General features: G+C 65.9%; 23 protein-coding genes and 1 pseudogene. 2 read left to right on the forward strand and 22 right to left on the reverse strand.

The window, feature by feature from the left end; translation table 11 throughout:
• Positions 1-71: 71 nt before the first annotated feature.
• A complete protein-coding gene (locus QO058_RS07205; protein ID WP_284171338.1) occupies positions 72-1,745 on the reverse strand; it encodes a formate--tetrahydrofolate ligase in 1,674 nt (557 codons plus the stop codon).
• Between the two features lie 291 nt (positions 1,746-2,036).
• Between QO058_RS07205 and QO058_RS07210 the strand changes: the two genes are divergently transcribed.
• A complete protein-coding gene (locus QO058_RS07210) occupies positions 2,037-2,579 on the forward strand; it encodes a dioxygenase family protein (RefSeq protein WP_284171339.1) in 543 nt (180 codons plus the stop codon).
• A 3-nt stretch (positions 2,580-2,582) separates the two neighbouring features.
• On the opposite strand, the gene QO058_RS07215 is transcribed toward QO058_RS07210, so the two are convergent.
• The 15 genes and pseudogenes from QO058_RS07215 to tolQ form a co-directional block, all read right to left on the reverse strand.
• Positions 2,583-4,529, reverse strand: a complete 1,947-nt coding sequence (locus QO058_RS07215) for a hypothetical protein (RefSeq protein ID WP_284171340.1) — start codon at positions 4,527-4,529, stop codon at positions 2,583-2,585.
• 144 nt (positions 4,530-4,673) lie between these two features.
• A complete protein-coding gene (locus tag QO058_RS07220; protein WP_284171341.1) occupies positions 4,674-5,084 on the reverse strand; it encodes a low affinity iron permease family protein in 411 nt (136 codons plus the stop codon).
• A 73-nt stretch (positions 5,085-5,157) separates the two neighbouring features.
• Positions 5,158-6,270, reverse strand: coding sequence for an S-(hydroxymethyl)glutathione dehydrogenase/class III alcohol dehydrogenase (locus tag QO058_RS07225; RefSeq protein WP_284171342.1), 1,113 nt, complete (start codon positions 6,268-6,270; stop codon positions 5,158-5,160).
• Positions 6,271-6,300: 30 nt separating this feature from the next.
• A pseudogene (locus QO058_RS07230) lies at positions 6,301-6,605 on the reverse strand (metal-sensing transcriptional repressor).
• A 141-nt stretch (positions 6,606-6,746) separates the two neighbouring features.
• Positions 6,747-7,565, reverse strand: a complete 819-nt coding sequence (locus QO058_RS07235; protein ID WP_284171344.1) for an outer membrane protein — start codon at positions 7,563-7,565, stop codon at positions 6,747-6,749.
• Between the two features lie 346 nt (positions 7,566-7,911).
• The gene (gene glmM / locus QO058_RS07240; protein WP_284171345.1) at positions 7,912-9,255 is read right to left on the reverse strand and encodes a phosphoglucosamine mutase; all 1,344 of its coding nucleotides are present in this window, start codon (positions 9,253-9,255) and stop codon (positions 7,912-7,914) included.
• A gap of 202 nt (positions 9,256-9,457) precedes the next feature.
• Entirely contained in the window at positions 9,458-11,383 is a 1,926-nt protein-coding gene (gene ftsH / locus QO058_RS07245) for an ATP-dependent zinc metalloprotease FtsH (protein ID WP_284171347.1), read from the reverse strand.
• A 111-nt stretch (positions 11,384-11,494) separates the two neighbouring features.
• A complete protein-coding gene (tilS, locus tag QO058_RS07250) occupies positions 11,495-12,553 on the reverse strand; it encodes a tRNA lysidine(34) synthetase TilS (protein WP_284171349.1) in 1,059 nt (352 codons plus the stop codon).
• Positions 12,550-13,461, reverse strand: coding sequence for a tol-pal system protein YbgF (gene ybgF / locus QO058_RS07255; protein WP_284171351.1), 912 nt, complete (start codon positions 13,459-13,461; stop codon positions 12,550-12,552). Before ybgF ends, tilS begins: the two co-directional genes overlap by 4 nt.
• Positions 13,462-13,611: 150 nt before the next feature.
• The gene (gene pal, locus QO058_RS07260; RefSeq protein WP_284171352.1) at positions 13,612-14,112 is read right to left on the reverse strand and encodes a peptidoglycan-associated lipoprotein Pal; all 501 of its coding nucleotides are present in this window, start codon (positions 14,110-14,112) and stop codon (positions 13,612-13,614) included.
• A 177-nt stretch (positions 14,113-14,289) separates the two neighbouring features.
• Positions 14,290-14,946 carry a DUF2939 domain-containing protein gene (locus QO058_RS07265; protein WP_284171354.1) on the reverse strand — a complete coding sequence of 219 codons (657 nt, stop codon included), beginning with the start codon at positions 14,944-14,946 and terminating at the stop codon, positions 14,290-14,292.
• Positions 14,947-15,058: 112 nt separating this feature from the next.
• Positions 15,059-16,417 (reverse strand): Tol-Pal system beta propeller repeat protein TolB, encoded by a 1,359-nt coding sequence (tolB, locus tag QO058_RS07270; protein ID WP_284171356.1) that lies wholly within the window; start codon positions 16,415-16,417, stop codon positions 15,059-15,061.
• A gap of 5 nt (positions 16,418-16,422) precedes the next feature.
• The gene (gene tolA, locus QO058_RS07275; RefSeq protein WP_284171358.1) at positions 16,423-17,490 is read right to left on the reverse strand and encodes a cell envelope integrity protein TolA; all 1,068 of its coding nucleotides are present in this window, start codon (positions 17,488-17,490) and stop codon (positions 16,423-16,425) included.
• Between the two features lie 101 nt (positions 17,491-17,591).
• Positions 17,592-18,041, reverse strand: coding sequence for an ExbD/TolR family protein (locus QO058_RS07280; RefSeq protein ID WP_284171359.1), 450 nt, complete (start codon positions 18,039-18,041; stop codon positions 17,592-17,594).
• Between the two features lie 11 nt (positions 18,042-18,052).
• The gene (gene tolQ, locus QO058_RS07285; protein WP_126115987.1) at positions 18,053-18,766 is read right to left on the reverse strand and encodes a protein TolQ; all 714 of its coding nucleotides are present in this window, start codon (positions 18,764-18,766) and stop codon (positions 18,053-18,055) included.
• Positions 18,767-19,052: 286 nt separating this feature from the next.
• Here tolQ and QO058_RS07290 point away from each other — a divergent pair, with 286 nt between their 5' ends.
• Positions 19,053-19,739 (forward strand): hypothetical protein, encoded by a 687-nt coding sequence (locus QO058_RS07290; protein ID WP_284171360.1) that lies wholly within the window; start codon positions 19,053-19,055, stop codon positions 19,737-19,739.
• Between the two features lie 41 nt (positions 19,740-19,780).
• Here QO058_RS07290 and QO058_RS07295 read toward each other — a convergent pair whose 3' ends face one another.
• The 6 genes from QO058_RS07295 to ruvB all read right to left on the reverse strand — a co-directional run bounded on the left by QO058_RS07295 (position 19,781) and on the right by ruvB (position 23,875).
• On the reverse strand, positions 19,781-20,230 hold the full coding sequence (locus QO058_RS07295) for a DUF2852 domain-containing protein (protein WP_284171362.1): 450 nt from the start codon (positions 20,228-20,230) through the stop codon (positions 19,781-19,783).
• 216 nt (positions 20,231-20,446) lie between these two features.
• Positions 20,447-21,094: a TetR/AcrR family transcriptional regulator gene (locus tag QO058_RS07300; RefSeq protein WP_126115985.1), complete on the reverse strand. Its 648-nt coding sequence runs from the start codon at positions 21,092-21,094 to the stop codon at positions 20,447-20,449.
• Positions 21,095-21,150: 56 nt separating this feature from the next.
• Positions 21,151-21,576 (reverse strand): tol-pal system-associated acyl-CoA thioesterase, encoded by a 426-nt coding sequence (gene ybgC / locus QO058_RS07305; RefSeq protein WP_284171364.1) that lies wholly within the window; start codon positions 21,574-21,576, stop codon positions 21,151-21,153.
• Positions 21,573-22,118 (reverse strand): hypothetical protein, encoded by a 546-nt coding sequence (locus QO058_RS07310; protein WP_284171365.1) that lies wholly within the window; start codon positions 22,116-22,118, stop codon positions 21,573-21,575. The genes ybgC and QO058_RS07310 overlap by 4 nt, the downstream gene beginning before the upstream one ends.
• Before the next feature lie 139 nt (positions 22,119-22,257).
• Positions 22,258-22,761, reverse strand: coding sequence for a DUF3828 domain-containing protein (locus QO058_RS07315; protein WP_284171366.1), 504 nt, complete (start codon positions 22,759-22,761; stop codon positions 22,258-22,260).
• Positions 22,762-22,852: 91 nt separating this feature from the next.
• A complete protein-coding gene (gene ruvB / locus QO058_RS07320) occupies positions 22,853-23,875 on the reverse strand; it encodes a Holliday junction branch migration DNA helicase RuvB (protein ID WP_284172835.1) in 1,023 nt (340 codons plus the stop codon).
• Between the last annotated feature and the right edge of the window lie 2 nt (positions 23,876-23,877).

Consider the following 23,877-nt stretch of genomic DNA (forward strand, 5'->3'; position numbering starts at 1 on the left):
GCAGGGCCCATGGTGGCAGAGATGTGGTTTACGGTTCGTTGACGAATGCGGCGGGCGAGCCCCCTGCGCCGTTAGAACAGCCCCTCGATCTGGCCGTGCGCATCGATGTAGATGCGCTCGGCCGCTGGCTCGCGCGGCAGGCCGGGCATGGTCATGATGTCCCCGCAGATCGCGACGATGAAGCCGGCGCCGGCCGAGAGTCTGAGTTCGCGCACCGGCACGATGTGGCCGGACGGCGCACCGCGCAGCGTCGGGTCCGCCGAGAAGGAATACTGCGTCTTCGCCACGCAGATCGGCAGGTTGCCATAGCCGGCCGCTTCGAGCTCGGCGATGCGGGCCGTGACCTTGGCGTCGGTGGAAATACCGGCGGCGCCATAGATCTCGTGCGCGATCGTCTCGAGTTTCTGGCGCAGGGGTATCGCGTCCGGATAGAGCGGCGCGAAATCGGCCTCGCCGCTTTCCGTCAACGCCGCAACTTTGGTCGCGAGCTCTTCGGTGCCTGCCCCGCCCTCGGCCCAATGCCGGCAGATCACCGCCTCGACGCCGAGATGGTTGCGGCAGAAATTCTGGATCAGCGCGTGCTCAGCCGGCGTGTCGCTGGTGAAATGGTTGATCGCGACGATCGCCGGCACGCCGAACTTTCTGATATTCTCGACATGGCGCGCGAGATTGGAAAGGCCCGCTTCCAGCGCCTTGAGGTTCTCGGCTCCGAGCATGTCGCGCGCGACGCCGCCATGCATCTTCAGCGCCCGAACGGTCGCGACCACCACCGCGACGGCCGGCTTCAGGCCGGCCTTGCGGCACTTGATGTCGAAGAACTTCTCGGCCCCGAGATCGGCGCCGAAGCCGGCTTCGGTCACGACATAGTCGGCGAGCTTCAGCGCAGCACGCGTCGCGATCACCGAATTGCAGCCATGGGCGATGTTGGCGAAGGGCCCGCCATGGACGAAGGCAGGGGTGCCTTCCAGCGTTTGCACCAGGTTCGGCATCAGCGCATCGCGCAACAGCACGGTCATCGCGCCCTGCGCCCTGAGCTCCGCGGCCGTAACCGGGCGCTTGCTGCGGGTGCGGCCAACGACGATCCGGCCGAGCCGTTCTTCCAGATCGGCGAGATCATTGGCGAGGCAGAAGATCGCCATCACCTCGGAAGCGACGGTGATGTCGAAACCATCCTCGCGCGGGAAACCGTTCATCGCCCCGCCGAGCGAGGAGACGATCGAGCGCAGCGCGCGGTCGTTCATGTCGACGACGCGGCGCCAGGCGATATGGCGCTCGTCGAGATCGAGCCCGTTGCCCCAATAGACATGGTTGTCGAGCATCGCCGCCAGCAGGTTGTGGGCGCTCGTGACGGCGTGGAAGTCGCCGGTGAAGTGCAGGTTGATCTGCTCCATCGGCACGACCTGGGCATAGCCGCCACCAGCCGCTCCGCCCTTCTGGCCGAAGCAGGGGCCGAGCGAAGGCTCGCGCAGCGCGATCATCGTGCGCTTGCCGAGGCGCCGCAGCCCGTCGCCGAGGCCGACCGTCGTCGTGGTCTTGCCCTCGCCGGCTGGCGTCGGACTGATCGCGGTGACGAGGATGAGCTTGCCGTCCGGCCGCGCCGCGAAATCCGGGATCGCGTCGGTTTCAACCTTGGCGATGTACTTCCCATAAGGGTGCAGCGCTGCATCAGGAATGCCGGCCTCGTCGGCGATCGTGCCGATCGGCTTAAGTGTCGCCGCGCGGGCGATCTCGATATCGGTCGACATGCCGTCCCTCAGCGTCTGCTCAAACGGGACGCCTCGCCGGCCATTTCCCTCGCGGGCGCGACTATTGCCGAAAAACGCCGCCGGTCGCCAGCGCGCCGGCACATGGATGCAATGTGCCCACAGGAGACTTCCGGCCCCTGCACCATCACAGTTCGGCGAGGCGTCGCCTTCGCCCGAAATCGGACATGGCTCCTGTGGCAAGAATGGCGGCGCCGCAAGGCGTGAGGAGGGAAACCATGTCAGACGCTCCAAGCCGCCGTGACCTGCTCGCACGCCTCTCGGCCGCAGGCTTTGCAAGCCTCACCCTCCCCCGCCGATGCATTCGCACAAGGCGTCGAACTGCCGGCGACCCCAGCCTGCGAGGGACACGCCACCGCGACGCCACGCCAGACCGAAGGCCCCTTCTTCACCCCGTCCTCTCCCCAGCGGGCCGATCTGCGGGCCGATGGCAATGGCACCTTGCTGGTGCTGAGCGGCTTCGTGCTGACCCGGCAGTGTCGGCCGGTTGCGGGCGCCCTGCTCGATTTCTGGCATGCCGATGCGGACGGCCAATACGACAATCGCGGCTTTCGCTTCCGCGGCCACCTCTTCTCCGACCAGCAGGGACGCTACCAGTTCATCACCCGCGCCCCGGGGCTCTACACCGGCCGCACCCGCCATCTTCATGTGAAGGTGCGCGCCGGCACGCAGAGCCCGGTGCTCACCACCCAGCTCTATTTCCCGGACGAGCCCGGCAATCGCCGCGATGGCCTGTTCGACCAGAAGCTGCTGATGAGCCTGCGCCTGGCCGAAGGCGGCCAGCTCGGCCGTTTCGATTTCGTGCTGGCAGGATAAGCGCTACAGCTGCGCCTGCGGATCAGGATGCCCGTCGATCCGCATCTGGAACAGGAAATAGGTCGGCGAGCAGAAGCCGTAATCCTTCACCGTCGTGGTCGCGCCCGGCACGTCGTCGGGGATCGCCTGGCACATATAGTCCTCGCGGCAGAAGCTGTTGGCGCTGCAGGTGCCGCGATTGCCGCGCGTCACCGCCTTCGACAGACAGTCATCGAAACGGTTGGTCGCGACACAATCATCGAAGGCCTTGCCGCCGGCGAGTCCGCAGATCTCGTCCGGCACCTTGCCGTTGGCGAAACCAGCGAAGGTCCGGTCGGCCGGCGTGCACTGGCGATAGGCCATTCCGGCGGGAACGCCGATCTTCGCCGGCCGGCAGTTGAAGGCGCTCTGCGAGAAGCCCGTGGCGAAGGCGCCGAATTGTCCGGTCTTGCGGTAGCGGTCGAGATAAGGCTTGCCGACTGCGGTGGTGATCGCGCCGTTCAGGCAGGGCTGGCCGGAGAAGTTGCGGGCTTCGTCAAGTCTGACGCATTGGCCGAACTCGATCCCGACCGCTTTGCTCTCGACCAGCGGCTTGCAGACCGAGCCCGCGGCGCACCCCCAGCCCTCGCCGAAGGCTTTCGCACTCTCGCCCGTCAGGCACGGCATGGTCAGCGCCGCCTGCCGATAGGCGAAGCTCCGGCCCGCCTGCCAGGTTGCCGGCGGCGCGAAGGATGGCGGGCGGTAGCGCTCCGGCTCGGTGCCATCAGCGACCGCTGCGACATAGGCCGCGCGGCGAAAACCTTCCGCATAGACATGCGGGGATATGCCGGTCTTGATCCGGTTCAGCGCCGAGGTCGAGCCGTCATCGAGCCCGAACATGTGGAAGCCGGCGGTGGCGCCGGCCTGATGGCAGCCCATGCATGAGCCGTTGTCGAGCCGCTCCAGCAGCGCCTTCTCGTTGCGCACCAGCCGAGCCCGGCTGAAATCGAGCCCCGTCAGTGCGCTCGCCGGCAAGGCCTCGGTGAAGGGGTGATTCGCCAGCCGGGCGCTGCCGAAGGTCGAATAGGAGATCGCCTTGGTGGTAAGGAAGCGCTCGGGCAGCTGGTAGACGCCCCGGTCGATCGCCGGGAGATTGCTCCTGACATAGTCGATCAGCTCCTGTCGGAGCGCGGCATCGCTCTTCAGCCGCGCCACATCGGGCGTGTTCTCCAGCGGCTTCGGCTTGAGTGAGAGGCTTCCGTCGCTGCGCGATACCGCGAAGACGCGCTGCAGATAGGCAGCCTGCCCGCCGAACTCGGTCTCCATGCCGGACGGGAAGCGCACGATCTGGGCGTTGACCTCGATCTGCTTGAGGCTGAGCCGCTCCTTCGCCAGCGGTCCCCTGACGAGCTGCCGCGCCACCAAGGCCGGATCGCCACCGGGCGCGATCAGCCAAGCCTGCGCGGCCTCGCCGCAGGAGCCGCCCTCGCCCGCTCTGACGCTGAAGACCGCGTTCAGCGTAAACGGCAGGCGCGAGGCCAGCCGGCGCTTCAGCTTCGCATCGTCGAAGGCATAGGCGAGCCGGTAGATCAGGCGCACCTCGCCGCAGCCGGTCTCGCCGGAGAGCGCGGCGAAGTCCTGCCGGTCGAGCCGGTTGACCACGGCGGCCAGCTGGAAGCGCGCGATCGGCGAGCGCAGCCAGCGCAGGTCGATCACGCGCCCGACATTGCCATCGGTGACCTCATAGAGCCTGCGACCATTGGCCAGCATCTCGGCGCGCAGCGCCGTGACGTCCTCGCCGACATGGCTGGCGATCGTGCGGAAGGCAGTGCTGTCCCGAGCCAATGCGGCAGTGCTGTCGGCCCCGCCCGCACCGAGAACATCCGCCAGCGCGTAGCCTGCTCCTTCGAGGCGGCGCAGCGTCGCGACGTCCTGGATATCGAGCAGCGGTTCGGCCGCACCTACGGCCGTACCCGCGACCCAAAGCAACATTGCCAGACCAAGCCTGCGCCAACCCGCCCCTCGCATGGCGTCGTCCCCAGCCGATTCGCAACGCAACCGCGCTCCGCGACGAAGGATAGCGCGGCGCCTGCCAGCGTCTAGTTGGGTAAGACTCCAGCCGCCGATCAGCTAATTTCAGCCGGAGCGGGCTTCGCGAGCCGCGCGTGCCTTGCGCGCCAGCTCCTCGAATTCATCCCGCATCTCCTCGAGCTTGTCCTCGTCGAGCTCCTCGAGATCGAGCAGTTCCTCGCGCGCGCCTTCGATCTTGTTGATCAGCTCGTCGAGCTTGATCTGCATCGCCGCGGTATCGCGGTTCTGGCTGTTCTGGATGATGAACACCATCAGGAAAGTGACGATCGTCGTCGAGGTATTGATCACCAGTTGCCAGGTATCGTTGAAACCGAAGAACGGTCCCGACACCGCCCAGACGACGATGATGGCGAGCGCGATGAAGAAGGTCTGCGGCCTGCCGGCCCAATGCGCCGTCGCCTGGGACAGGCGCGTGAAAAGCGAGCGGCTGCCGCTCCCCGGTTTGGCTGCTGTCATGGCTGGTCCCCCAATGTGCCGTCCCGATCAACCATGATCAGGCAGAAGCGTTCCGGGGGCCGGCCTCGTATTCTCAGTAGACCACGACCGAGCGGATCGACTTGCCTTCGTGCATCAGGTCGAAGCCGTGGTTGATCTCGTCGAGCGAGAGCTTGTGGGTGATCAGGTCGTCGATGTTGATCTTCCCCTCCATGTACCAGTCGACGATCTTCGGCACGTCGGTACGGCCCCTCGCCCCGCCGAAGGCGGTGCCCTTCCAGACACGGCCGGTGACCAGCTGGAACGGCCGGGTCGCGATCTCCTTGCCGGCTTCGGCGACGCCGATGATGATCGACTCGCCCCAGCCGCGATGGCAGCACTCCAGCGCCTGGCGCATCACATTGGTGTTGCCGGTGGCGTCGAAGGAGAAATCGGCGCCGCCGCCGGTCAGATCGACGATGGCCTGCACCACCTTGTCGTTGCCGACCTCCTTCGGGTTGATGAAGTCGGTCATGCCGAACTTCTTCGCCATCTCCTGCTTGGCCGGATTGATGTCGACGCCGATGATCTTGTCGGCGCCGACCATGCGGGCGCCCTGGATGACGTTGAGGCCGATGCCGCCGAGGCCGAAGACCACGACATTGGCGCCCGGCCAGACCTTGGCGGTGTAAATCACCGCGCCGATGCCGGTGGTGACGCCGCAGCCGATATAGCAGATCTTGTCGAAGGGGGCGTCCTCGCGGACCTTGGCGAGCGCGATCTCGGGCAGCACCGTGAAGTTCGCGAAGGTCGAGCAACCCATATAGTGGAAGACCTCGCCACCATCGCAGGAGAAGCGGCTCGTGCCATCGGGCATGAGGCCCTGCCCCTGCGTGGCGCGGATCGAGGTGCAGAGATTGGTGCGGCGCGACAGGCAGGATTTACAGCTGCGGCATTCCGGCGTGTAGAGCGGGATGACATGGTCGCCGGCTTTAAGCGTCGTGACGCCCGCCCCGACCTCGCGGACGATGCCCGCGCCCTCATGGCCGAGGATCGCCGGGAACTTGCCCTCGGAGTCCAGGCCCGAGAGCGTGTAGGCGTCGGTGTGGCAGATGCCGGTCGCCATCACCTCGACCAGCACCTCGCCGGCCTTCGGCCCGCCGATCTCTATGGTCTCGATCGTCAGCGGCTTTCCGGCTTCCCAGGCGACTGCGGCACGTGTCTTCATCTCGATATCTCCCTCAACTCTCAGTCGCGCCTATTTTAGATAGGTTCGCAATGTCCGGATGATTCCGTCGATCTCGGCATTGAGATCAAGGCGGGTCTCCCCGCCCCGTCCAGCCAGCCCGCCAGTCTCCTGCGCCTGCCCGAACGTCTCGCGCAGATGGCTTTCAGGACCTCGGCCATCAGCCCGTTGGCAGCCCCGCGAAGCGCAGCGATCTGCTGCAGGAGCGCGCTGCAATCCACACCGGCTTCGACCGCACGCTCCAGCGCTTCCGCCTGGCCTTTGATGCGGCGCAGGCGTGTAACGGCGCGCTTCTTCTCGTCCGGGCTATGCGGCATGGCACCTCATGCCATACGGCTAAGATACTCCATGGGAGTATGTCAATCATCGTGTCGAGGCGATCCCTGATCAGGGTGCCGCCAAAAGAAAAACCGCGCGAGCTGGGCTCGCGCGGCTGTCCGTGTGGATTGGCGGATTGGTCAGTACTTGCGGACGACCGGGGCTGGCGCGTAGGTGACCGGCCTCTCGACCGGGCCGCAGCAATCCGGCTCGCCAAAGTTCCAGCGCATACCGATGCGGAAATCGTGGCTGTCGATATCCTTGACCTTCAGCGGCGAGTAGGTCTCGTTCAGGAAGGCGTTGCGGATACGACCCGAATGGGCATCGCCGAGATTGAGATAGCGATAGCCCACTTCGAGCGTGAGGTTCTTGTTCACCTCGTAGCCGACGCCGGCCATCAGCGCCCAGGCCACGCCCGACTTGTCGCCATTGCCGGCCGTGCCCAGCGTGCCGGCACCGGTGAACTGCAGACCCTGGTCGGTCATGCCGCTGATGCGGTTGGTCGCATAGCCGATACCGGCGCCGATATAGGGCGTCAGGCAGTTCCAGGTGCCGAGATCGACATAGGCGTTGAACAGGGCGACCATCGAAGAGAGGTTGCCCTTGTACGTGTTGGTCTGATTGCCGCCGATGAAAGGGTTGAACACCACGTCCGTGGCGCCGATCGTGGCTCCGCCGCGATATTCAAACGTGCCGTCGACGCGGAACCAGTTATTGAAGCGATAGCCGATACCCGCGCCGGCAAAGAAGGAGGTGGAACTGTCTTCCTTGGTGACGAAGCTTCCGCCGAACTGGCTGATCTCCGCCTGCTGGTAACTACCGTAATTCGTGACGCCGACGCCGATATCGCCGCGCAGATAGATGCCCGAGCTGATCGTGCCCCGCAGTTCCGGCGGCGGGGGAGCGGGCGGCGGGGCCATCGGAAAGTCTGCGGCCTGGGCGATGGCGGACGCGCTCACGGCCATGGCGCCTGCAAGCGCAAGGGTTTTCAGGCTGCGCATGGCAGGCCCCTTCGAGTTTGCATGCAGCTGGACTCAAGCGCACGCGAGTTACCGATGGGGAAACCTTGCCACGGATTTCTTAAACGAGGCTTAACCCTAAAAACTAACCCTATCGCCCCGTAAACGGCTGCTTTGCGGGTCGCGGGATTCCTTCTCCTACACGAAGGAGCGATGCAAAGCGGCGGAATCCAGAACGATGGCGATTGGCCGGCAAAGCTGCTGGCCCGCCTTCCCGGCGCCAGCGCTGGTCCTTGATTCTCCGCTCGGGTCCGACGGCCCGCCCGGAAACCGCGACGACGTCCGCTCAGGCCGCTGCCTTCGTCACCGCATCGACCACCTCGTCGACGGCGCGCATGACGAGGTCGCGATCGTCGCCTTCAGCCATGACGCGGATCACCGGCTCGGTGCCCGAGGGACGGATCACCAGCCGTCCGGTCTCGCCGAGCATCAACTCAGCCGCCTTGATCGCGCTGACCACCGGCTTCTCCTCCAGCGGACGGCCTTGCTTGTAGCGGACGTTCTTAAGGATCTGCGGCAAAGGCTCGAAGCAATGGCAGACCTCGGAGACCGGCTTCTCCTGCCGCTTGACCACGGCGAGGAGCTGCAGCGCCGCTACCAGCCCGTCGCCGGTCGTGCCGTAGTCGGAGAGGATGATGTGGCCGGACTGCTCGCCGCCGAGATTGAAGCCGTTGGCGCGCATGTGCTCCAGCACATAGCGGTCGCCGACAGCAGTGCGCGCCATCGACAAGCCGAGGCCCGCCAGATAGCGCTCGAGGCCGAGATTTGACATCACGGTGGCGACGATGCCGGGCGCGGAAAGCCGCCCATCCTCCTGCCAGCTGCGCGCGATCACGCCCATCAGCTGGTCACCATCGACGATCTGGCCCTGCTCGTCGACGACGAGGACACGGTCGGCGTCGCCATCGAGCGCGATGCCGAGATCGGCACGCAGGTCGCGCACCTTCTGGCTGAGCGCCGCTGGCTTGGTCGAACCGACATCCTTGTTGATGTTGAAGCCATCCGGCTCGTCGCCGATGGTGATGACCTCGGCACCGAGTTCCCAGAGCGCTTCCGGAGCGACCTTGTAGGCGGCGCCATTGGCGCAATCGAGCACGATGCGCAGGCCGTCCAGGCCGAGATTGCGCGGCAACGTGCGTTTGGCAAACTCGATATAGCGGGCATGCGCGCTCTCGATGCGCTTGGCGCGGCCGAGCATCGCCGAGGAAGACAGCTGCTTGCCGAGATCGGAATCGATCAGCCGGGTGATCTCCGCCTCGACCTCGTCATTGAGCTTGTATCCGTCCGGCCCGAACAGCTTGATGCCGTTGTCCTCGTAGGGGTTGTGCGAGGCCGAGATCATCACACCGAGATCGGCTCGCATCGAGCGGGTCAGCATCGCCACGGCCGGCGTCGGCATCGGGCCGAGCAGCAGCACGTCCATGCCGACCGAGGTGAAGCCCGCGACCAGCGCGTTCTCGATCATGTAGCCCGACAGACGGGTATCCTTGCCGATCACCACGCGATGGCGGTGCTCGCCGCGGCGAAAGGCGATGCCGGTAGCCTGGCCCACCCGCAACGCCAGATCGGGCGTGATCACGCCATTGGCGCGCCCGCGAATGCCATCTGTGCCGAAATATTTGCGTGTCATCAGGAGTGCCCTCGGAGCCCGGTCCGAACTGTTGCTTTTTTTCAGCTCATACAGGCTCTTCGCCTGCTCAGCTTCTCACAAATTGTGTCGGACAGTATCCGTCAAGCTCCGGTAGCGCCGTCCCACGTGAATTGCGGGGACAGGCCAACAGAAAGGGCGGCCCGAAGACCGCCCTCGCTGATCTTGGTAGTCTCAAGCTCTCTCAGGCCTGCGGCTGCGGCTCCAGCCCTGCATCGGGCTCGTCGCGCTTGCGGCCCTTGCCGGCGCTCGGCACCGCCGAGCCACGCGGCGCGTGGGGGGTGTCGTCGGCATCGCGCGACGGGCGCTTGCCGGCGATCAGGTCGCGGATCTCGTCGCCGGTCAGCGTCTCGAACTCGAGCAACGCCTCGGCGACGGCGACGAATTGCTCGTGATGCTCGGTCAGGATCGCCGTGGCGTCGAGATAGCCCTGATGGACCAGCTTGCGCACCTCGGAGTCGATCTTCTGCGCGGTCGCCTCCGACAGGCTCTGAGTCCGGCCCATCGACATGCCGAGGAAAACCTCTTCCTGGTTGTCGCCATAGGCAACCATGCCGAGTTCCTTGGAATAGCCCATCTGCGTGACCATGGCCTTGGCCATCTTGGTCGCCTGCTGGATGTCGCCCGTGGCTCCGGAGGTCACGTTCTCCATGCCGAAGGTCATCTCTTCCGCCACGCGCCCACCCATGGCGACCGCGAGCTGCGAGGTAAACTCCTTGAACTTCATCGAGTAGCGGTCGCCTTCCGGCAGGAACTTGACCATGCCGAGCGCGCGGCCGCGCGGGATGATCGTCGCCTTGTGGACCGGGATGCCGGCGGGCACGTAGAGGCCGACGATGGCGTGACCGGCCTCGTGATAGGCGGTCAGCTTCTTCTCCTCCTCGGACATCGCCATGGATTTGCGCTCGGCGCCCATCATGACCTTGTCTTTGGCATCCTCGAATTCGGCATGGGTGACCATGCGCTTGCCGCGCCGGGCGGCAAGCAGCGCGCCCTCGTTGACGAGGTTCATCAGGTCGGCGCCGGAGAAGCCCGGCGTGCCGCGAGCCAGCACCTTGAGATCGACATCGGGGGCGAGCGGCACCTTGCGCACATGCACGCGCAGGATCTTCTCGCGCCCGGCGACATCGGGATTCGGCACCACGATCTGGCGGTCGAAGCGGCCGGGGCGCAGCAGTGCCGGGTCGAGCACGTCGGGCCGGTTGGTCGCGGCGATGATGATCACGCCCTCATTCGGCTCGAACCCGTCCATCTCGACCAAGAGCTGGTTCAGGGTCTGCTCGCGCTCATCATTGCCGCCGCCGAGGCCGGCGCCGCGATGGCGGCCGACCGCGTCGATCTCGTCGATGAAGATGATGCAGGGCGAGTTCTTCTTGGCCTGCTCGAACATGTCGCGCACACGGCTGGCGCCGACGCCGACGAACATCTCGACGAAATCCGAGCCCGAGATGGTGAAGAACGGCACGTTCGCTTCGCCGGCGACGGCGCGCGCGGTCAAGGTCTTGCCGGTACCGGGAGGGCCGACCAGCAGCACGCCGCGCGGGATGCGCCCGCCGAGGCGCTGGAACTTCTGCGGATCCCGCAGGAACTCAACGATCTCCTGCAGATCTTCCTTGGCCTCGTCGATGCCGGCAACGTCCTCGAAGGTAACGCGGCCATGCGCCTCGGTGAGGAGCTTAGCCTTTGACTTGCCGAAGCCCATCGCCCGCCCGGCACCATTCTGCATCTGGCGGGACATGAATATCCACAGGCCGATGAAGATCACGAAGGGCAGCGAGTTGACGAGCAGCGCCATGAACCAGGGCGTGCCCTCGGAGGGAGCGCGGGCCGAGACCTGCACGCCCTTCTGCGCCAGGGTCCTGACGAGTTGCGGATCGTTATATGGCGCGTAAGCAACGAAGCTTCGGCCGTCCGAGAAGGTGCCGGTAATCTCCGGCCCTGCCACCACCACACTGGCGATGCGGCCGGCCTCGGACTCGTTGATCAGCTGGCTGAAGGGAATTTCGTTGGTGCTGGCGCGCTGGCTCGGGCTCTGAAACAAGGTGACCAGCGCCAGAACCAGCAGGAAGATCACCACCCAGAGGGCGAAATTGCGGAAGTTCGGATTCATCAGGGTTCCGATCCGCTCGCCAGCGGAATTGCCGCGCGAGCCTGTGGTTTTCGCTGCTTAATCTAAGACTGTCATGCCCCCTTGCCAAGGGAAGCGCGGTCCTTCTTCGGGTTATACCGTCGCAGGGTGAACGCCGCGGCGCCTTTCGCCCTCGCGCCTGAGTGTCAAGAGGCCGTCGCCGGCAAGCAAGAGACGGAAGCCGCCGAGCGTACGGCGCAGCGCCCTGCCCTCGCGGGCTGCGATGATCAGGGCCTGCGCGCAGCCCTCGATCCGTGCCAGGCGCAACGGCCCGTCGGCCGCTTCGTCGCTGTCCTGCGCCGCGGCGAGCGCGAGAGCGAGGCTCCGGATGATGATCTCCTCGGGCTCGTGGCAGAGCCGCGCGAAATCGAACCAGCGCTCTCCCGCCTCCCCGCCCGCCGGCAACGTCGCCAAGGCACGCACTGCCAGAACATCAAGGGCTTCATCGGCCCGCGCCAGCCGGCGGGCGAGCTGACCGAGCCGCTCGGCGGTCAATCCCTCTTGCGCCAGCTCCGGCAAGAACTCGCGCCAGCGGATGCGGGCGAAGCGCGGGTCGTCGTTGGACGGATCGCGCACGAAGGAGAGCCCTCGCGCCTTGCAGGTTGCGACGAGCCGGGCTTTCTCGGTCCCGAGCAGCGGCCTTGCGAGCACGACTCCGCTCGCCGAGCTGCGCGGTGCCATCCCTGCGAGGCCAGTAAGGCCAGAGCCTGCAGCCATGCGGATCAGCAGAGTCTCGGCCTGGTCGTCGAGATTATGGGCGGTGACAATGGCAGTGGCGCCAGACGCCCTCGCCTCCTCTGCCAGCAGGGCGTAGCGCGCAGCTCGTGCCTTCTCCTGTAGCCCGGTCTGCGGCTTATGGCCCGACCAGCGCCTCGTACGATGCTCGAGCTTCAGTCCGGCGCAGAGCTCGCCGACCATCAGCGCCTCCGCTGCCGCCTCGGGGCGCAGGCCGTGATCGATGGTGACCACCAGGAGTCGCGGGTGGCCGCTTCTGGCCCATTCGGCGAGAAGCGCGAGGAGAGCGACGGAATCCGGCCCACCCGAGACCGCGACGACCAAGGCGTCCTCACCGGCGAGCGGAGCAAACAGGACGGCGGCATCCGCCGCCGTCAGGGGTTCGTATTCGGCAGTCTCTGGAGGCGTCGCGATCAAGCGCAGCGGGCGCGCCGCTGCTCGCGCTCCACGCCCTGACGTACCGTGTTCGAGGCGGCGGGATAGTCGACGCCGACCTTGGCGAAGGTGGCGCAGGCCTGGTCGCGCGCGCCAAGCCCGTTCAGCGCCATGCCGAGCTTGAGCAGGCTGTCGGGGCCCTTGCCGGCCTTCGGATAGTCGCGCGAGATCTTCAGGAACTGCTCGGCAGCCTCGCGATAGCGTTGGCGCTGGAAATAGCTCTCGCCGAGCCAGAAGGTCGCGTCGGGCGCCAGCCGGTCGCGCGGATAGCTCTGCAGGAACTCGCGGAAGCTCATCTCGGCGCGCTCGTATTCCTTGCGCAGCACATGCGCATAGGCGAGATCGTAGAGCTCGCGCGGGGTTCCGGCCTGCCCGGTCGCAGCGACGCTCGGGCCACGCGGCGCCGTCGGCGGTAGCGCGCCGTCCGGCACGGGACGACCGACATTGGAAAGGTCCATCGGACCCTGCCCCTGATTGCCGGCGAATTCTTCGTCGATGATCTGGCCAAGCTGACGCGGCCCGCCCGCGGCTCCCGGCTGAGCAGCCGGATCGAAGGCGTCACCGCGACGCTCGCGCCCGGGCGGTGGCGGAGGATTGGCCGGACGGGCGCCCTGCGGCGCTGGGCTGGCATTGCCGCGCTGTCCGCCGCGCTCCGATAGGCGGAAGTCGACATCTTCCTGGAACTTCCGCAGCTGCTCGGTCAGGCGCCGGTTCTCGAACTGCAACTGTTCGATCTGGCCGGAGAGCTGGCGCAACTGGTTCTCGAGACGGCTCGTCCGCACCACGAGATCGGCTGCATCCTGCGCAGCGGCAGGCTGGATCAGGCCGATCGCCAGGAGCGACAAGCCAGCAAGCAGGCCGCGCCGCAGCGAGAGCCGCTTAGGGCTCAAAATCGAAATCGTCGCAAAGCTCATGTCAAGCAAACCGCATCGCCCCGGGGGTCAGAACTACTACACGCGAATACCACGGCCAAAATATGGAAAAGCCGGCGCTTTCCTTGCGGTAAGCGCCGGCCACGTCAAGCTTTGTCGAGCCTGGGCTCAGACACCGCCACCGGCGTCGAGCACCGTCACGGCGCGGCGGTTCTGCGACCAGCAGGAAATGTCGTTGCAGACCGCCACCGGCCGCTCCTTGCCATAGGAGATCGTGCGAATGCGGTTGCCCGGGATGCCGCGCGAGGCGAGATAGTCGCGCACGGTCTGGGCGCGGCGGGCGCCAAGCGAGTAGTTGTATTCGCGCGTGCCGCGCTCGTCGGCATGGCCCTCGATGGTGAAGGTGTAGCGCGGATAGCGCCCGAGCCAGGCCGACTGCTTGTCGAGAGTTGCGACCGCGGTCGAGGTCAGATCGGTCGAGTCGGTCTCGAAGAAGACGCGGTCGCCGACATTGACGACGAAGTCTTGCGCGCTGCCGGGAGTGGCGGCGCCACCAGCGCCAAAACCATCGGCGTTCTGATCCTTGGCGCAGGCGCCGAGGGCGAGCGCGCCCATGAGGGCGGCAGCAAGGCGCACGTTACGGGCGCTGGCGGCAAACGAGGCGAGCATGTCAATTCTCTCCGAATTTCGGACGCGGAGCGCGCCGGGCGGCGTCACGCGTTACCCATCAATGAAGTGTCAACCTAAACGAGACCTTGCCAGAACAAGGCGAAGTGGCGGCATTGCGGCGTATGGTTAACCAAATGTGGCGGTGGGCGGCATTCCAGAGAGTGATGCAATATTGCATCAGGAGCCGCGACCAACGCGCGCCTTCAGCTCCTCGACGAGGCGTGAAATGGTTGCCGAAGGTAGCTCGATCGCGCGCAGCTGCCAGCGCCAGCCCTTGAGGCCGAACCGCAATCGATAGCGCTCTGCCTCGTTTGCGTCGGTTGCCTGCGGCAGCACGACGACGAAATCTGCCGGCCCATCGAAACCTGACGCGGCGAAGAGGTCCCAAGCGCCAGCGAATTCGCCCGCACGCGGCAAGGTCAAACCGGCGGGACCTGTGCCAGACCGGCTCCCAGCATTTCGCGCCGCCAGCAGAGCCGTAATCGCCTCCGGCGTCATGTGCTCGGCGATGATCGCATCGACATAGCCCACCGCGGCGCCCGAAACGACCCGGCGCGCAAGCGGATCCAACTCGCGCATCTGCGGCTCGCGGGCCACGTAGGCGCGAACCACTTGCTTGGCCAGCGCGCCGCGCACGGCAGGAAGATCGACCCGGCCGAGCACCTCCTCGCCCCGCCCCGTCTGGGCCGCCATGAGGAAGCGCGCCACCCCAACGTAAGGCGACAGCCAATAGCCGATCAGTAGAGCGACCAGTATACCTAGCAACACCTTCACGCTCCGGCGCGACGGTGCGGGTGCCACTACATCGTCTTGCGCGAGACCGGCTTGCGTCATTGGGCTACCTCCCGTTCCATTCACCGCGTGTTGCTGATGAATAGGTCGGCACCATGTCCAAGGCGACGGCGCTCACACCCTCGTGAATAGTAGAGGTCGACCGTGACCTCGATCAGCGCGCGGCGGTCAGCAGCGGCGACCAGGTCGGGTCCGAGGCGAAGGCCGGCGTCGGCACCGGGACTTCGACACGGCCGGTGATGTCGACCATGTAGAGCTTGCCGCCGGACTGCCCACCGGGATCGCGGAAGAACATGAGGTACTGGCCGTTTGGCGCCCAGTTCGGCGCCTCGTTGTGGAAGCCTTCGGTCAAGATGCGCTCACCCGAACCGTCCGGCTTCATCACGCCGATCGAGAAGGCGCCGCCGCCCTGACGGGTGAAGGCGATCAGGTCCCCGCGCGGCGACCAGGAAGGCTGCGAATAGGAGCCCTGGCCGAAGGAGATGCGCTTGCCCTCGCCGCCGCCGGCTCCCATGACGTAAAGCTGCTGCGAGCCGCCGCGGTCGCTTTCGAAGACGATCTGCGATCCATCAGGCGCATAGGAGGGCGAGGTGTCGATCGCCGCGGTCGAGGTCAGCCGCTGCGTGGTGCGCGAGCCGATGTCGATCGCATAGAGATTGGCGTTGCCGCCCTGCTGCAGGCTGAGCGCGATCCGCGCGCCATTGGGCGAGAAGCGCGGGCTCGTCGTCATATCAGGGAAATTGCCGACGACCTGGCGCTGCCCGGTCTCGATGTTCAGCACATGGACGCGCGGCTGCTCGCCGGTGCGCTGCGCCATATAGGTCACTTCCTGGGCCACCGGCGAATAGCGCGGCGTCACCACCGAGGTTGCGCCATCGGTCAGGTAGCGCACATTGGCGCCGTCCTGGTCCATGATGGCGAGCCGCTTGCGCCTTGCCTCCTTCGAGCCGGATTCATCGACGAAGACGACGCGGGTATCGAAGAAGCCGCCGACACCGGTGATCTTGGTGAAGACCGCATCCGAGATGATGTGGCCGACCCGGCGCGAATTGTTCGGGTCGGTGAAATACTGCTGGCCGTCGATCTGCTGGCCGGCGACCACGTCCCAGAGTCGGAACTCGGCCTTGAGCCGGCCGCCATCGCGCGAGACCCGGCCGATCACCAGCGCCTGCACGCCGGCCGCCTTCCAGGCCTCGAACTGGGGAGCGGCGTCGAAGGGCGGGTTCTTCTCGGGGTGGCGCGCCTTCTCGATCGGCAGGAAATAACCGCAGCGCTTCAGGTTGTTGGTGATGATGCCGGAGACCAGCGCGCCGCCCTCGCCGGCGAAGTCGGCGACCGCGATCGGCATCGGCTGGAAAGTGCCCTTGCGCAGATCGATCACCAGCTCGGCCTGCGCCGGGGCGATCAGCGCCGGCAAGATCAGCGTTGAGCCGGCCAGCGCGAGCGCGTGCCGGCGGGTCGGCCCGGTAGCCCTGCCAGCCGGGTGAAGGGCAGGATGATGGATGCGGTCCATGGCGGTCACAGCACGTCCCTGGCGTCGAAGTTGACGATGACGTCGCGCCAATCGTCATAATAGGAAGCAAATTGCGCGGGAATGCGCAGCGGCGAGCAACGGCGCGTCGCCGTCAGCGCCGAATCCGCCGCAACCCGGAAGAGCGGGTCGGGCGAGGAATTGGTCACGCTCGCCTGGCCGATCAGCGAACCGTCGGTGTTGAGCTTCATTCGCACCTGCGGCACCACCGGCTTTTGCGCGCTCTGCAGCGCGATCGGCACGTTCCAGCACTTCTGCAGCTGGTCCTGGATGATGCCCATCAATTGCGCCCTGAGCGACGGCGAGAGCTTCTGCGAGGAGCCGGTCTGGGTGCCGAGCGAGGCCGTGCGGTTGATCTGCGGCGCGCTCGAACCCGAGGACTGCGCCTGCTCTTTCGACTGCAGGAGCTTGGCGATATCGTTCGGGTTGAAGTTCTTGGCGATCTCGGCCTCGCGCTTGGCCTTTGCTTCCGCCTCGCGCTTAGCCTTGGCTTCGGCAGCGATCTTGGCCTTCTGCTCGGCTTCCGCCTTTGCCTTGGCTTCAGCCTCGGCCTTCTGCTTGGCAGCCTTGGCCGCTTCGACGCGCGCCTGCGCGTCGGCTTCGGCCTTCGCCTTGGCGGCGGCCTTGGCCTCCTGCTCGGCCTGCTTCGCCTTGCTCTCGCGATCGGCTTCCTCGGCGAGCTTGGCCAGTTCCTCGCGGCGCTGCTCGGCCTCCTGAGCGGCGGCCTGTTCGGATTTCTGCGGCGGCTGCTTGACCGGCTCGGCCGGCGGCGTCGGCTTTGGAGTCGGACGTGCCGGCGGCAGCGGCGCCGCGGCATTGTCGTCGGCGACCTTGAGCTCCGGCGGACGCGAGGGCGGCGCAGGCGTATCCTGCTTGGCCTCGCCCGCCTCCTTGCGCTCGACGACCTCGGACTGGCGCTCGGCGCGCTGCTGTGGCTGTTCCTGGACCTTCTCGGCCTGGCGCTCGCCGCGCGTCACCTGGTTCAGCGCCGAGGGATCTACGACCTCGACCGCAATCGCTTCCTGATGCTCGGGCAGCGGCGTCGGCGCCTGCAAACGCCAGCAGCCCCGCGACCAGAACGGTCGCGTGGCCCAGGGCGGAGATCGCCAAGCCCGGCTCGGAACGCGAAACCATCAACGCGACGGCACCTTCTCGTTCAACGCGAATTCGGTTCGGTGACCAGCGCCACCCGCCTGAAGCCGGCGCTGGTGATCGTCGCCATCACCGAAGCGACGCGGCCGTAGTCCACCATCTTGTGGCCACGCACATAGATCCGGTCCTCGAAGCCCTGCTTGGCGATGCTCTGCAGCTTCTGCACCAGATCGGGCTCGAGCGTCGGCTGGTCCTGCAGGAAGATCTGGCCCTTGTCGTCGATGGCGATGGTGATCGGCTTCTGATCGACATTGATCGGCTTGGCACCGGTCTGCGGCAGGTCGATCGGCACGCCGGTCGCGATCAGCGGCGCGGCGACCATGAAGATGATGAGCAACACCAGCATGACGTCGATGAACGGCGTCATGTTGATCTCGGCGATGGCGCCATGGCGGCGCGGGCGACGCCCGCGGCGTCCTCCGGCCTTGCCCCCGGCTGCGGCTGACATGCCCATGATTCAGGCCCTCACGCCGCCAGACGTTCGTCGATCTGCCGCGACAGGATCGCGGAGAACTCGTCGGCGAACGCTTCCAGCCGGTTCTGGGCCTTGGCGACCTCGGCCTGCAGCTTGTTGTAGGCCATCAGCGCCGGAATCGCGGCGAACAGGCCGATCGCGGTGGCGAACAGCGCTTCGGCGATGCCAGGCGCAACGACGGCGAGCGAGGAGTTCTTGGAGACCGCGATCGCGGTGAAGGAATTCATGATGCCCCAGACCGTGCCGAACAGGCCGATGAACGGGGCGGCCGAGGCGATGGTCGAGAGTACGAGCAGCTTCGATTCGAGGCGCTCGGCCTCGCGCTGGATGGTGACGTCGAGCACCTTGTCGATGCGCGCCGAGAGGCTCGCAACCGAACGTCCGCCATTCTCGAAAGAACGCTTCCATTCACGCATCGCCGCGACGAAGACAGCGGCCATGTCGTTGACCGGCCGGTTGGCGAGATCGCGATAGAGCTCCTCGAGCGAACGGCCGGACCAGAACACCTCCTCGAAGGCATCCATATCGCGGCGGGTACGGCGGTAGAGCAGGGTCTTGTCGACGATGATCGACCAGCACCACACCGAAGCGCCGAGCAGACCCATCATCACGAGCTTGACGACGATATGGGCATGCCAGAACAGCGACCAGAAAGACATGTCGATCTGCGGCGCGGCCTGCGCGATCTCCACGGCGGGGTTCATCCTGTCATCCTTCTGCCTGGCTGGCGCGAAACTAAGTTCAGTCCCGCACAGCCTGTAGCTTGCGCCGCGAAGGTCGCGCCGCCGCCCGATCTGCGCTCCGGGGATATGCCATTGACACCAATTGCCGCTGAATTCGGCGAAAGATGGGCCAAACGGCGGTGCTCGCGTGCGCCGGAGGCCTTGTGTCCCGCTAAATCCCCATCGAGGTTAAGGACCGTCATGGTTAATATCGCGTTATGACGGCCATGCGGCTGATCACGAAGCGGGCGCGGCGGGGGCTGGGTCGATGCGGTTTAGCGAGCGGATCGCGGGCCATGCCCGGCACTATGTCTGGAACCGGACGACGCTCAGCGCGCTCCTAATCGTCTCGCCGGCGATCGTTTCGTCCATCGCCACCTTCGCCCTGTCGAATTCCCTCGACCGGCGCATCGCGCGTTTCACCGACGAGCGCGACACCCTGACGCGCGACCTCGCCGGGCTCGACGGACAGGTGAAGACCTTCGAGACCTTGCAGCTCGGCCGCGGCGCCTTGCTGCTGGTGCTGAATGGTTCGCAAGCCGACATGCAGCACAAATACCTGCTCGATCGCCTGTTCCGACAGAATGCGAAACAGGCGGTGCGCCGCATGGCCGCCATCGTCCATCCGCAGGACTGGCAAAGCCGGATGGCGTCCTATGACGCATTGGTCGACCAGGATTACAGCGACGCCGGAACGGTCCAGACCATCCAGGCGATCGAAAGCGCAATGGTGATTGGAGCAGGCGCGCGGCTGACCGCGCTCCAGCTGCGTCACAACATCGTCACGGGACGCATCGGCAAGATCGAGAGCCTGAAAGCCCAGATCACCGCGGTCCTCGCCTCGCTGACCTCGGCCCTGACCATCGTGATCTTCTTCGTGACCACGAACAGGGGCAAGCCGGAGCCGCCACCGGCTGCAGCAACCCCGGGAAAAGCCAACGGCCCGCCTCCGTAAGGAAGCGGGCCGCCGATAGTCGACAGGACTGACGGGGCGGGTCAGGCGCTTTCGACAGTATCCGTGCCGGTGCTGGGACGGCGCGTGTTCATGAACTGGTCGAACTCCGCCTTGTCCTTGGCCATGCGCAGCCGGCCGAGGAAATCATGGAACTCGCGCTGCTCGTCCTCGAGACGGCGCAGCGTCTCGTCGCGATACTCGTCGAAGGCGCGGTTGCCGCTCGACGCGCCGCGGCCCCAGCCGCCGCCGAAACCGCCACGACCGAAGGGCTGAGCCCCGCCCATGCGTTCGCGCAGGCGCTCCATCTTGTCCTGCAGGCGATTCATCCGGTGCTCGTAACGTGCCGGTCCACAACCATGTCCCATGCGTCCACTCCAGAACAGAAAGACCAGGGTCGCCAGACCCAGCGGCCAGAAAATGATGAAGCCGAGCACCGCAAAGGCGAGCCAGGCTCCTTTTCCGTATTCATCAAGCTTTGCGACGATCGGCATCGATTCCTCTCGAACCTGAATGGCAGCGGCGGATGCCGCTGCCGGCCAACCTCCCGATCGACTCCGTCTTGGAGTGAGGGACGGATTCACTGATCAGGTTATCCAACCTGATCAGATCCGGCCCTCGCCGACCGTGTGAATGTAAATCACATTCACATATCTGGCCGCACCTGCCAAGGCTTTCAAGGCAGCCGGATCAAAATTTTCTGCAGAACGTCAGACGGCTTGATCGGGGGGCAGGCCCAAGCCTTTGAGATAGACCAGCATTCCAGCCTCGAGCAGGTCGGCGGCCGACATCGGCAGCGGCCGCCGGCCGGCATCGGCGCGGCCAAACAGCGCCGCGACGCCGTGCGACATCGCCCAGATATGCAGCGCCATCATCAGCGCAGGTGGTCGCTTTCCTTGCGGCAGCACCGCGATCAGCGTCTCCGCGGCCTGGCGCAGTTGCTGGAAGGCGCGATCGGCGGCGGCGCGCAGCTCCGGACTCGCGTCGAGCGGGACGCCGGCTTCGAACATCGCCGAATAGAAGGCCGGCTCATCATGGGCGAAGGCGAGATAGGCCGGGCCGAGCCGGTGGAAGGCCGTCTCGGCATCCGGCTTGCCGCCGTTCCAGGCCTTGGCCAGGGCTGCCTCGAAGGCGGTAAACCCCCGCACCGCGACATCGGCCAGCAGTTCGTCGCGGTCGCGATAATGCCGGTAGGGCGCTGCCGGGCTGACACCGGCCATGCGCGCGGCCTCGGCGAAGGTGAAGCCGTTCGGGCCCTTCTCGCCGATCAGCCCCAAAGCGGCGCGCACCAGCGCCTCCTTGAGGTTGCCGTGGTGATAGCCACGCGGCTGCTCGGGCTCGTTGCGTTTCCAGCTCATGTTACGGGCCCTAACATGGTGACCGGCCAGCGTCGATGCCAGGCCACTGCCACCGGTCAGACGATTTCCAGTCCGAGCCGATGCCGCAACACGTCGGGGATGCGCCGCGCCTTGCCGCCGCCGACGCAGGCGACCTTGACCTGCGCCGTGATCAGCACCTCCTCGCCGCGCAGGATGCGTTGGTCGAGTTCCATGGTGGCGCCGCGCGCCACCGTCGGCTTCGTCTCGACCGTGAGCAGATCGTCCATTACGGCAGGCCGCACGAAATCGATCAGCATGCGCCGGACCGCGAAGCCGAGCGCCGCGTCGCCGTCGAAAAGCTCACGCTGCTCGATGCCGAGCGCCCTGATCAACTCGGTGCGACCACGCTCCATGAAGCGCAGATAGGAGGCGTGGTAGACGACGCCGGAGAAGTCGGTGTCTTCATAGTAGACACGGACAGAGATGCTGTGGGCGCTAGGCTTGGGCTGCAAATCGATCATCGGGAACTAGCTTGGTCTGTTTTGATAGGCACATTCACAGTGCCGAGCAGTTTCGTGATCAGCTTGTCAAGTGACGGTACTTCATCAAAACGACTGCGGGCGACAACGCGGTGATTTTCGCGACCAGCCTTTTTCCCAGTTGCATCAGCCTTGGTGTGCCGGGCGATCTTACCTCCCTGGATATCCGGGAGCGGCTGGCCGGGCTCTCCGCCGAACCAAAAGAACGACCTGATTGTTAAATCCTGGCCAAGAACCATCCAGACCGCGCAACCACTTGGCTTCTCCGCCAGGCGAAGACTCAGCTTGACGCTTTGCGCTTTACCGCCGGCGATGATCGTCTTGAATTGAATGTGCCTGACAATCTCGCGGCAGCTCAGGACGAGATCATAGCCCCCGGCATCGAATTCAGAACGCAACACCTCGGCGTCGAACACGCCAAGCTGCCAGAGCCGACGGAGAAGCTCACCGACGAAAAGGTGCTCGGCGATCTTTTCACGCAGCGTGGAGTGCAGGAAGTGGGGATTTCCGTCGCCTAGAATCACAGGCCGCTCCCTATCCCTTCATCAGGGTACACTTCTGTTACGCTAGATTCGGCGCGTCATCTGCAGGGGCACAGCGGATCACGAGTTATGCCGGCAAGCTTTCAACGAGCCAGAGTGCAGTACAACTGCCAGTGAGGCGTCAGCGCTTGCAGGGCTTGCCCATGAACGAGCCGCAATCATAGGGCTGCGACAGGTCGCGCCGCACCGAGTTCTTGCCGGCGCCGATGTCGTCGATGCGCCAGCCCCCGCCTTCCTCGATCATGCGGAACGGCACGGACATCGCCTTGCCGAAGCTGCGGAAACTCGCGGTTACCAGTGCCTTGCCGGCCGCCGGAGCCTGCGTGACCGTGACCTTGAGGTTTTTCACCTCGCCGTCCTGGCCCTGGATGAACGGATCGGCGCCGATATGGCCGATATCGCCGCTCTCGTCCTGGTAACGGTCGTCGCGGGCAAACAGCGCCGCCAGGCTCTTGCTCATCAGCGCGTCGCGATGCGGCGGCCTCCAGGGCGGCTCACCACCGCCATCCAGGGTCCTCTGCGTGACCTCATAGGCCTTGCGCACCGTGGCATCGGGCGTGGGCTCGGCAGCGTGACCGAGCACAGATGCCAACATCAGGCCGGCCGCCACAAGCGCAGATCGCATGAGTTTCTCCTGGGCGCCCATCTCGCCCTGGACAACATCACGATCACGCATGCGCCGCATCATCCAAATGCAGGGCTCGCGTGGAGGAAGCTCAGTCTTCTTCCTCGCTACCGAACAGCCCGAACTGCGCACCCTCCCGGCTCGGCTCCGGCATGCCCAGATGCCGGAAAGCGTGCGGCGTCAGCAGCCGCCCGCGCGGCGTGCGCTGGATGAAGCCCTGCTGCAGCAGGAAGGGCTCGATGATCTCCTCGATCGCGTCGCGCGGCTCGGAGAGCGAGGCGGCGATCGTCTCGATCCCGACCGGACCACCGCCGAAATTGATCGCGACGGTGGTGAGATAGCGCCGGTCCATCTGGTCGAGGCCAATGGCGTCAACATCGAGCAGGCCGAGCGCCTTGTCGGCGACCTTGCGGGTGACGATGGCGTCGCCGTCGACGATGGCGAAGTCGCGCACCCGTCTGAGCAGCCGGCCGGCGATGCGCGGCGTGCCGCGCGCGCGGCGCGCAATCTCGTTCGCCCCGTCATCCGACATCGGCACCCCGAGCACCCGCGCGCCACGCGCGACGATGCTCTGCAATTCCTCGACCGTGTAAAATTGCAGCCGGATCGGGATGCCGAAACGGTCGCGCAGCGGCGTGGTCAAGAGGCCGGCGCGGGTGGTGGCGCCGACGAGCGTGAACTTCGGCAGGTCGATCTTGACCGAGCGCGCCGCCGGCCCCTCGCCGATGATCAGGTCGAGCTGGTAGTCCTCCATCGCCGGATAGAGGATCTCCTCGACCGCGGGATTGAGGCGGTGGATCTCGTCGATGAAGAGCACGTCGCGCTCTTCGAGGTTGGTGAGCTGCGCCGCAAGGTCGCCGGCCTTGGCGATGACCGGCCCCGAGGTCGAGCGGAAGCTGACACCGAGCTCGCGCGCCACGATCTGCGCCAGCGTGGTCTTGCCCAGCCCCGGCGGCCCGACAAACAGGACATGGTCGAGCGCGTCACCACGGCTACGCGCCGCATTGATGAAGACCTGGAGGTTCGCGCGCGCCGCCGCCTGCCCGGTGAAATCGGCGAGCGAAAGCGGCCGCAGCGAGGTCTCGCTATCGTCGTCGCGCTTGTCCGCCGTCATCA

Origin of the sequence: Bosea vestrisii (assembly GCF_030144325.1) — a bacterium.
Lineage (GTDB): Bacteria > Pseudomonadota > Alphaproteobacteria > Rhizobiales > Beijerinckiaceae > Allobosea > Allobosea vestrisii_A.

Excerpts from the sequence above, each read along its gene's own strand:
- QO058_RS07265 (WP_284171354.1), bottom strand. The coding sequence starts at position 14,946 with ATGACGCAAGCCGGTCTCGCGCAAGACGATGTAGTGGCACCCGCACCG.
- tolB (WP_284171356.1), bottom strand. The coding sequence starts at position 16,417 with ATGGACCGCATCCATCATCCTGCCCTTCACCCGGCTGGCAGGGCTACC.
- QO058_RS07225 (WP_284171342.1), bottom strand. The coding sequence starts at position 6,270 with ATGAAGACACGTGCCGCAGTCGCCTGGGAAGCCGGAAAGCCGCTGACG.
- QO058_RS07215 (WP_284171340.1), bottom strand. The coding sequence starts at position 4,529 with ATGTTGCTTTGGGTCGCGGGTACGGCCGTAGGTGCGGCCGAACCGCTG.
- pal (WP_284171352.1), bottom strand. The coding sequence starts at position 14,112 with ATGCTCGCCTCGTTTGCCGCCAGCGCCCGTAACGTGCGCCTTGCTGCC.
- QO058_RS07295 (WP_284171362.1), bottom strand. The coding sequence starts at position 20,230 with ATGCCGATCGTCGCAAAGCTTGATGAATACGGAAAAGGAGCCTGGCTC.
- tolQ (WP_126115987.1), bottom strand. The coding sequence starts at position 18,766 with ATGAACCCCGCCGTGGAGATCGCGCAGGCCGCGCCGCAGATCGACATG.
- QO058_RS07290 (WP_284171360.1), top strand. The coding sequence starts at position 19,053 with ATGCGGTTTAGCGAGCGGATCGCGGGCCATGCCCGGCACTATGTCTGG.
- QO058_RS07220 (WP_284171341.1), bottom strand. The coding sequence starts at position 5,084 with ATGACAGCAGCCAAACCGGGGAGCGGCAGCCGCTCGCTTTTCACGCGC.
- ybgC (WP_284171364.1), bottom strand. The coding sequence starts at position 21,576 with ATGATCGATTTGCAGCCCAAGCCTAGCGCCCACAGCATCTCTGTCCGT.
- QO058_RS07315 (WP_284171366.1), bottom strand. The coding sequence starts at position 22,761 with ATGCGATCTGCGCTTGTGGCGGCCGGCCTGATGTTGGCATCTGTGCTC.
- QO058_RS07205 (WP_284171338.1), bottom strand. The coding sequence starts at position 1,745 with ATGTCGACCGATATCGAGATCGCCCGCGCGGCGACACTTAAGCCGATC.
- ftsH (WP_284171347.1), bottom strand. The coding sequence starts at position 11,383 with ATGAATCCGAACTTCCGCAATTTCGCCCTCTGGGTGGTGATCTTCCTG.
- QO058_RS07280 (WP_284171359.1), bottom strand. The coding sequence starts at position 18,041 with ATGGGCATGTCAGCCGCAGCCGGGGGCAAGGCCGGAGGACGCCGCGGG.
- ruvB (WP_284172835.1), bottom strand. The coding sequence starts at position 23,875 with ATGACGGCGGACAAGCGCGACGACGATAGCGAGACCTCGCTGCGGCCG.
- QO058_RS07300 (WP_126115985.1), bottom strand. The coding sequence starts at position 21,094 with ATGAGCTGGAAACGCAACGAGCCCGAGCAGCCGCGTGGCTATCACCAC.
- glmM (WP_284171345.1), bottom strand. The coding sequence starts at position 9,255 with ATGACACGCAAATATTTCGGCACAGATGGCATTCGCGGGCGCGCCAAT.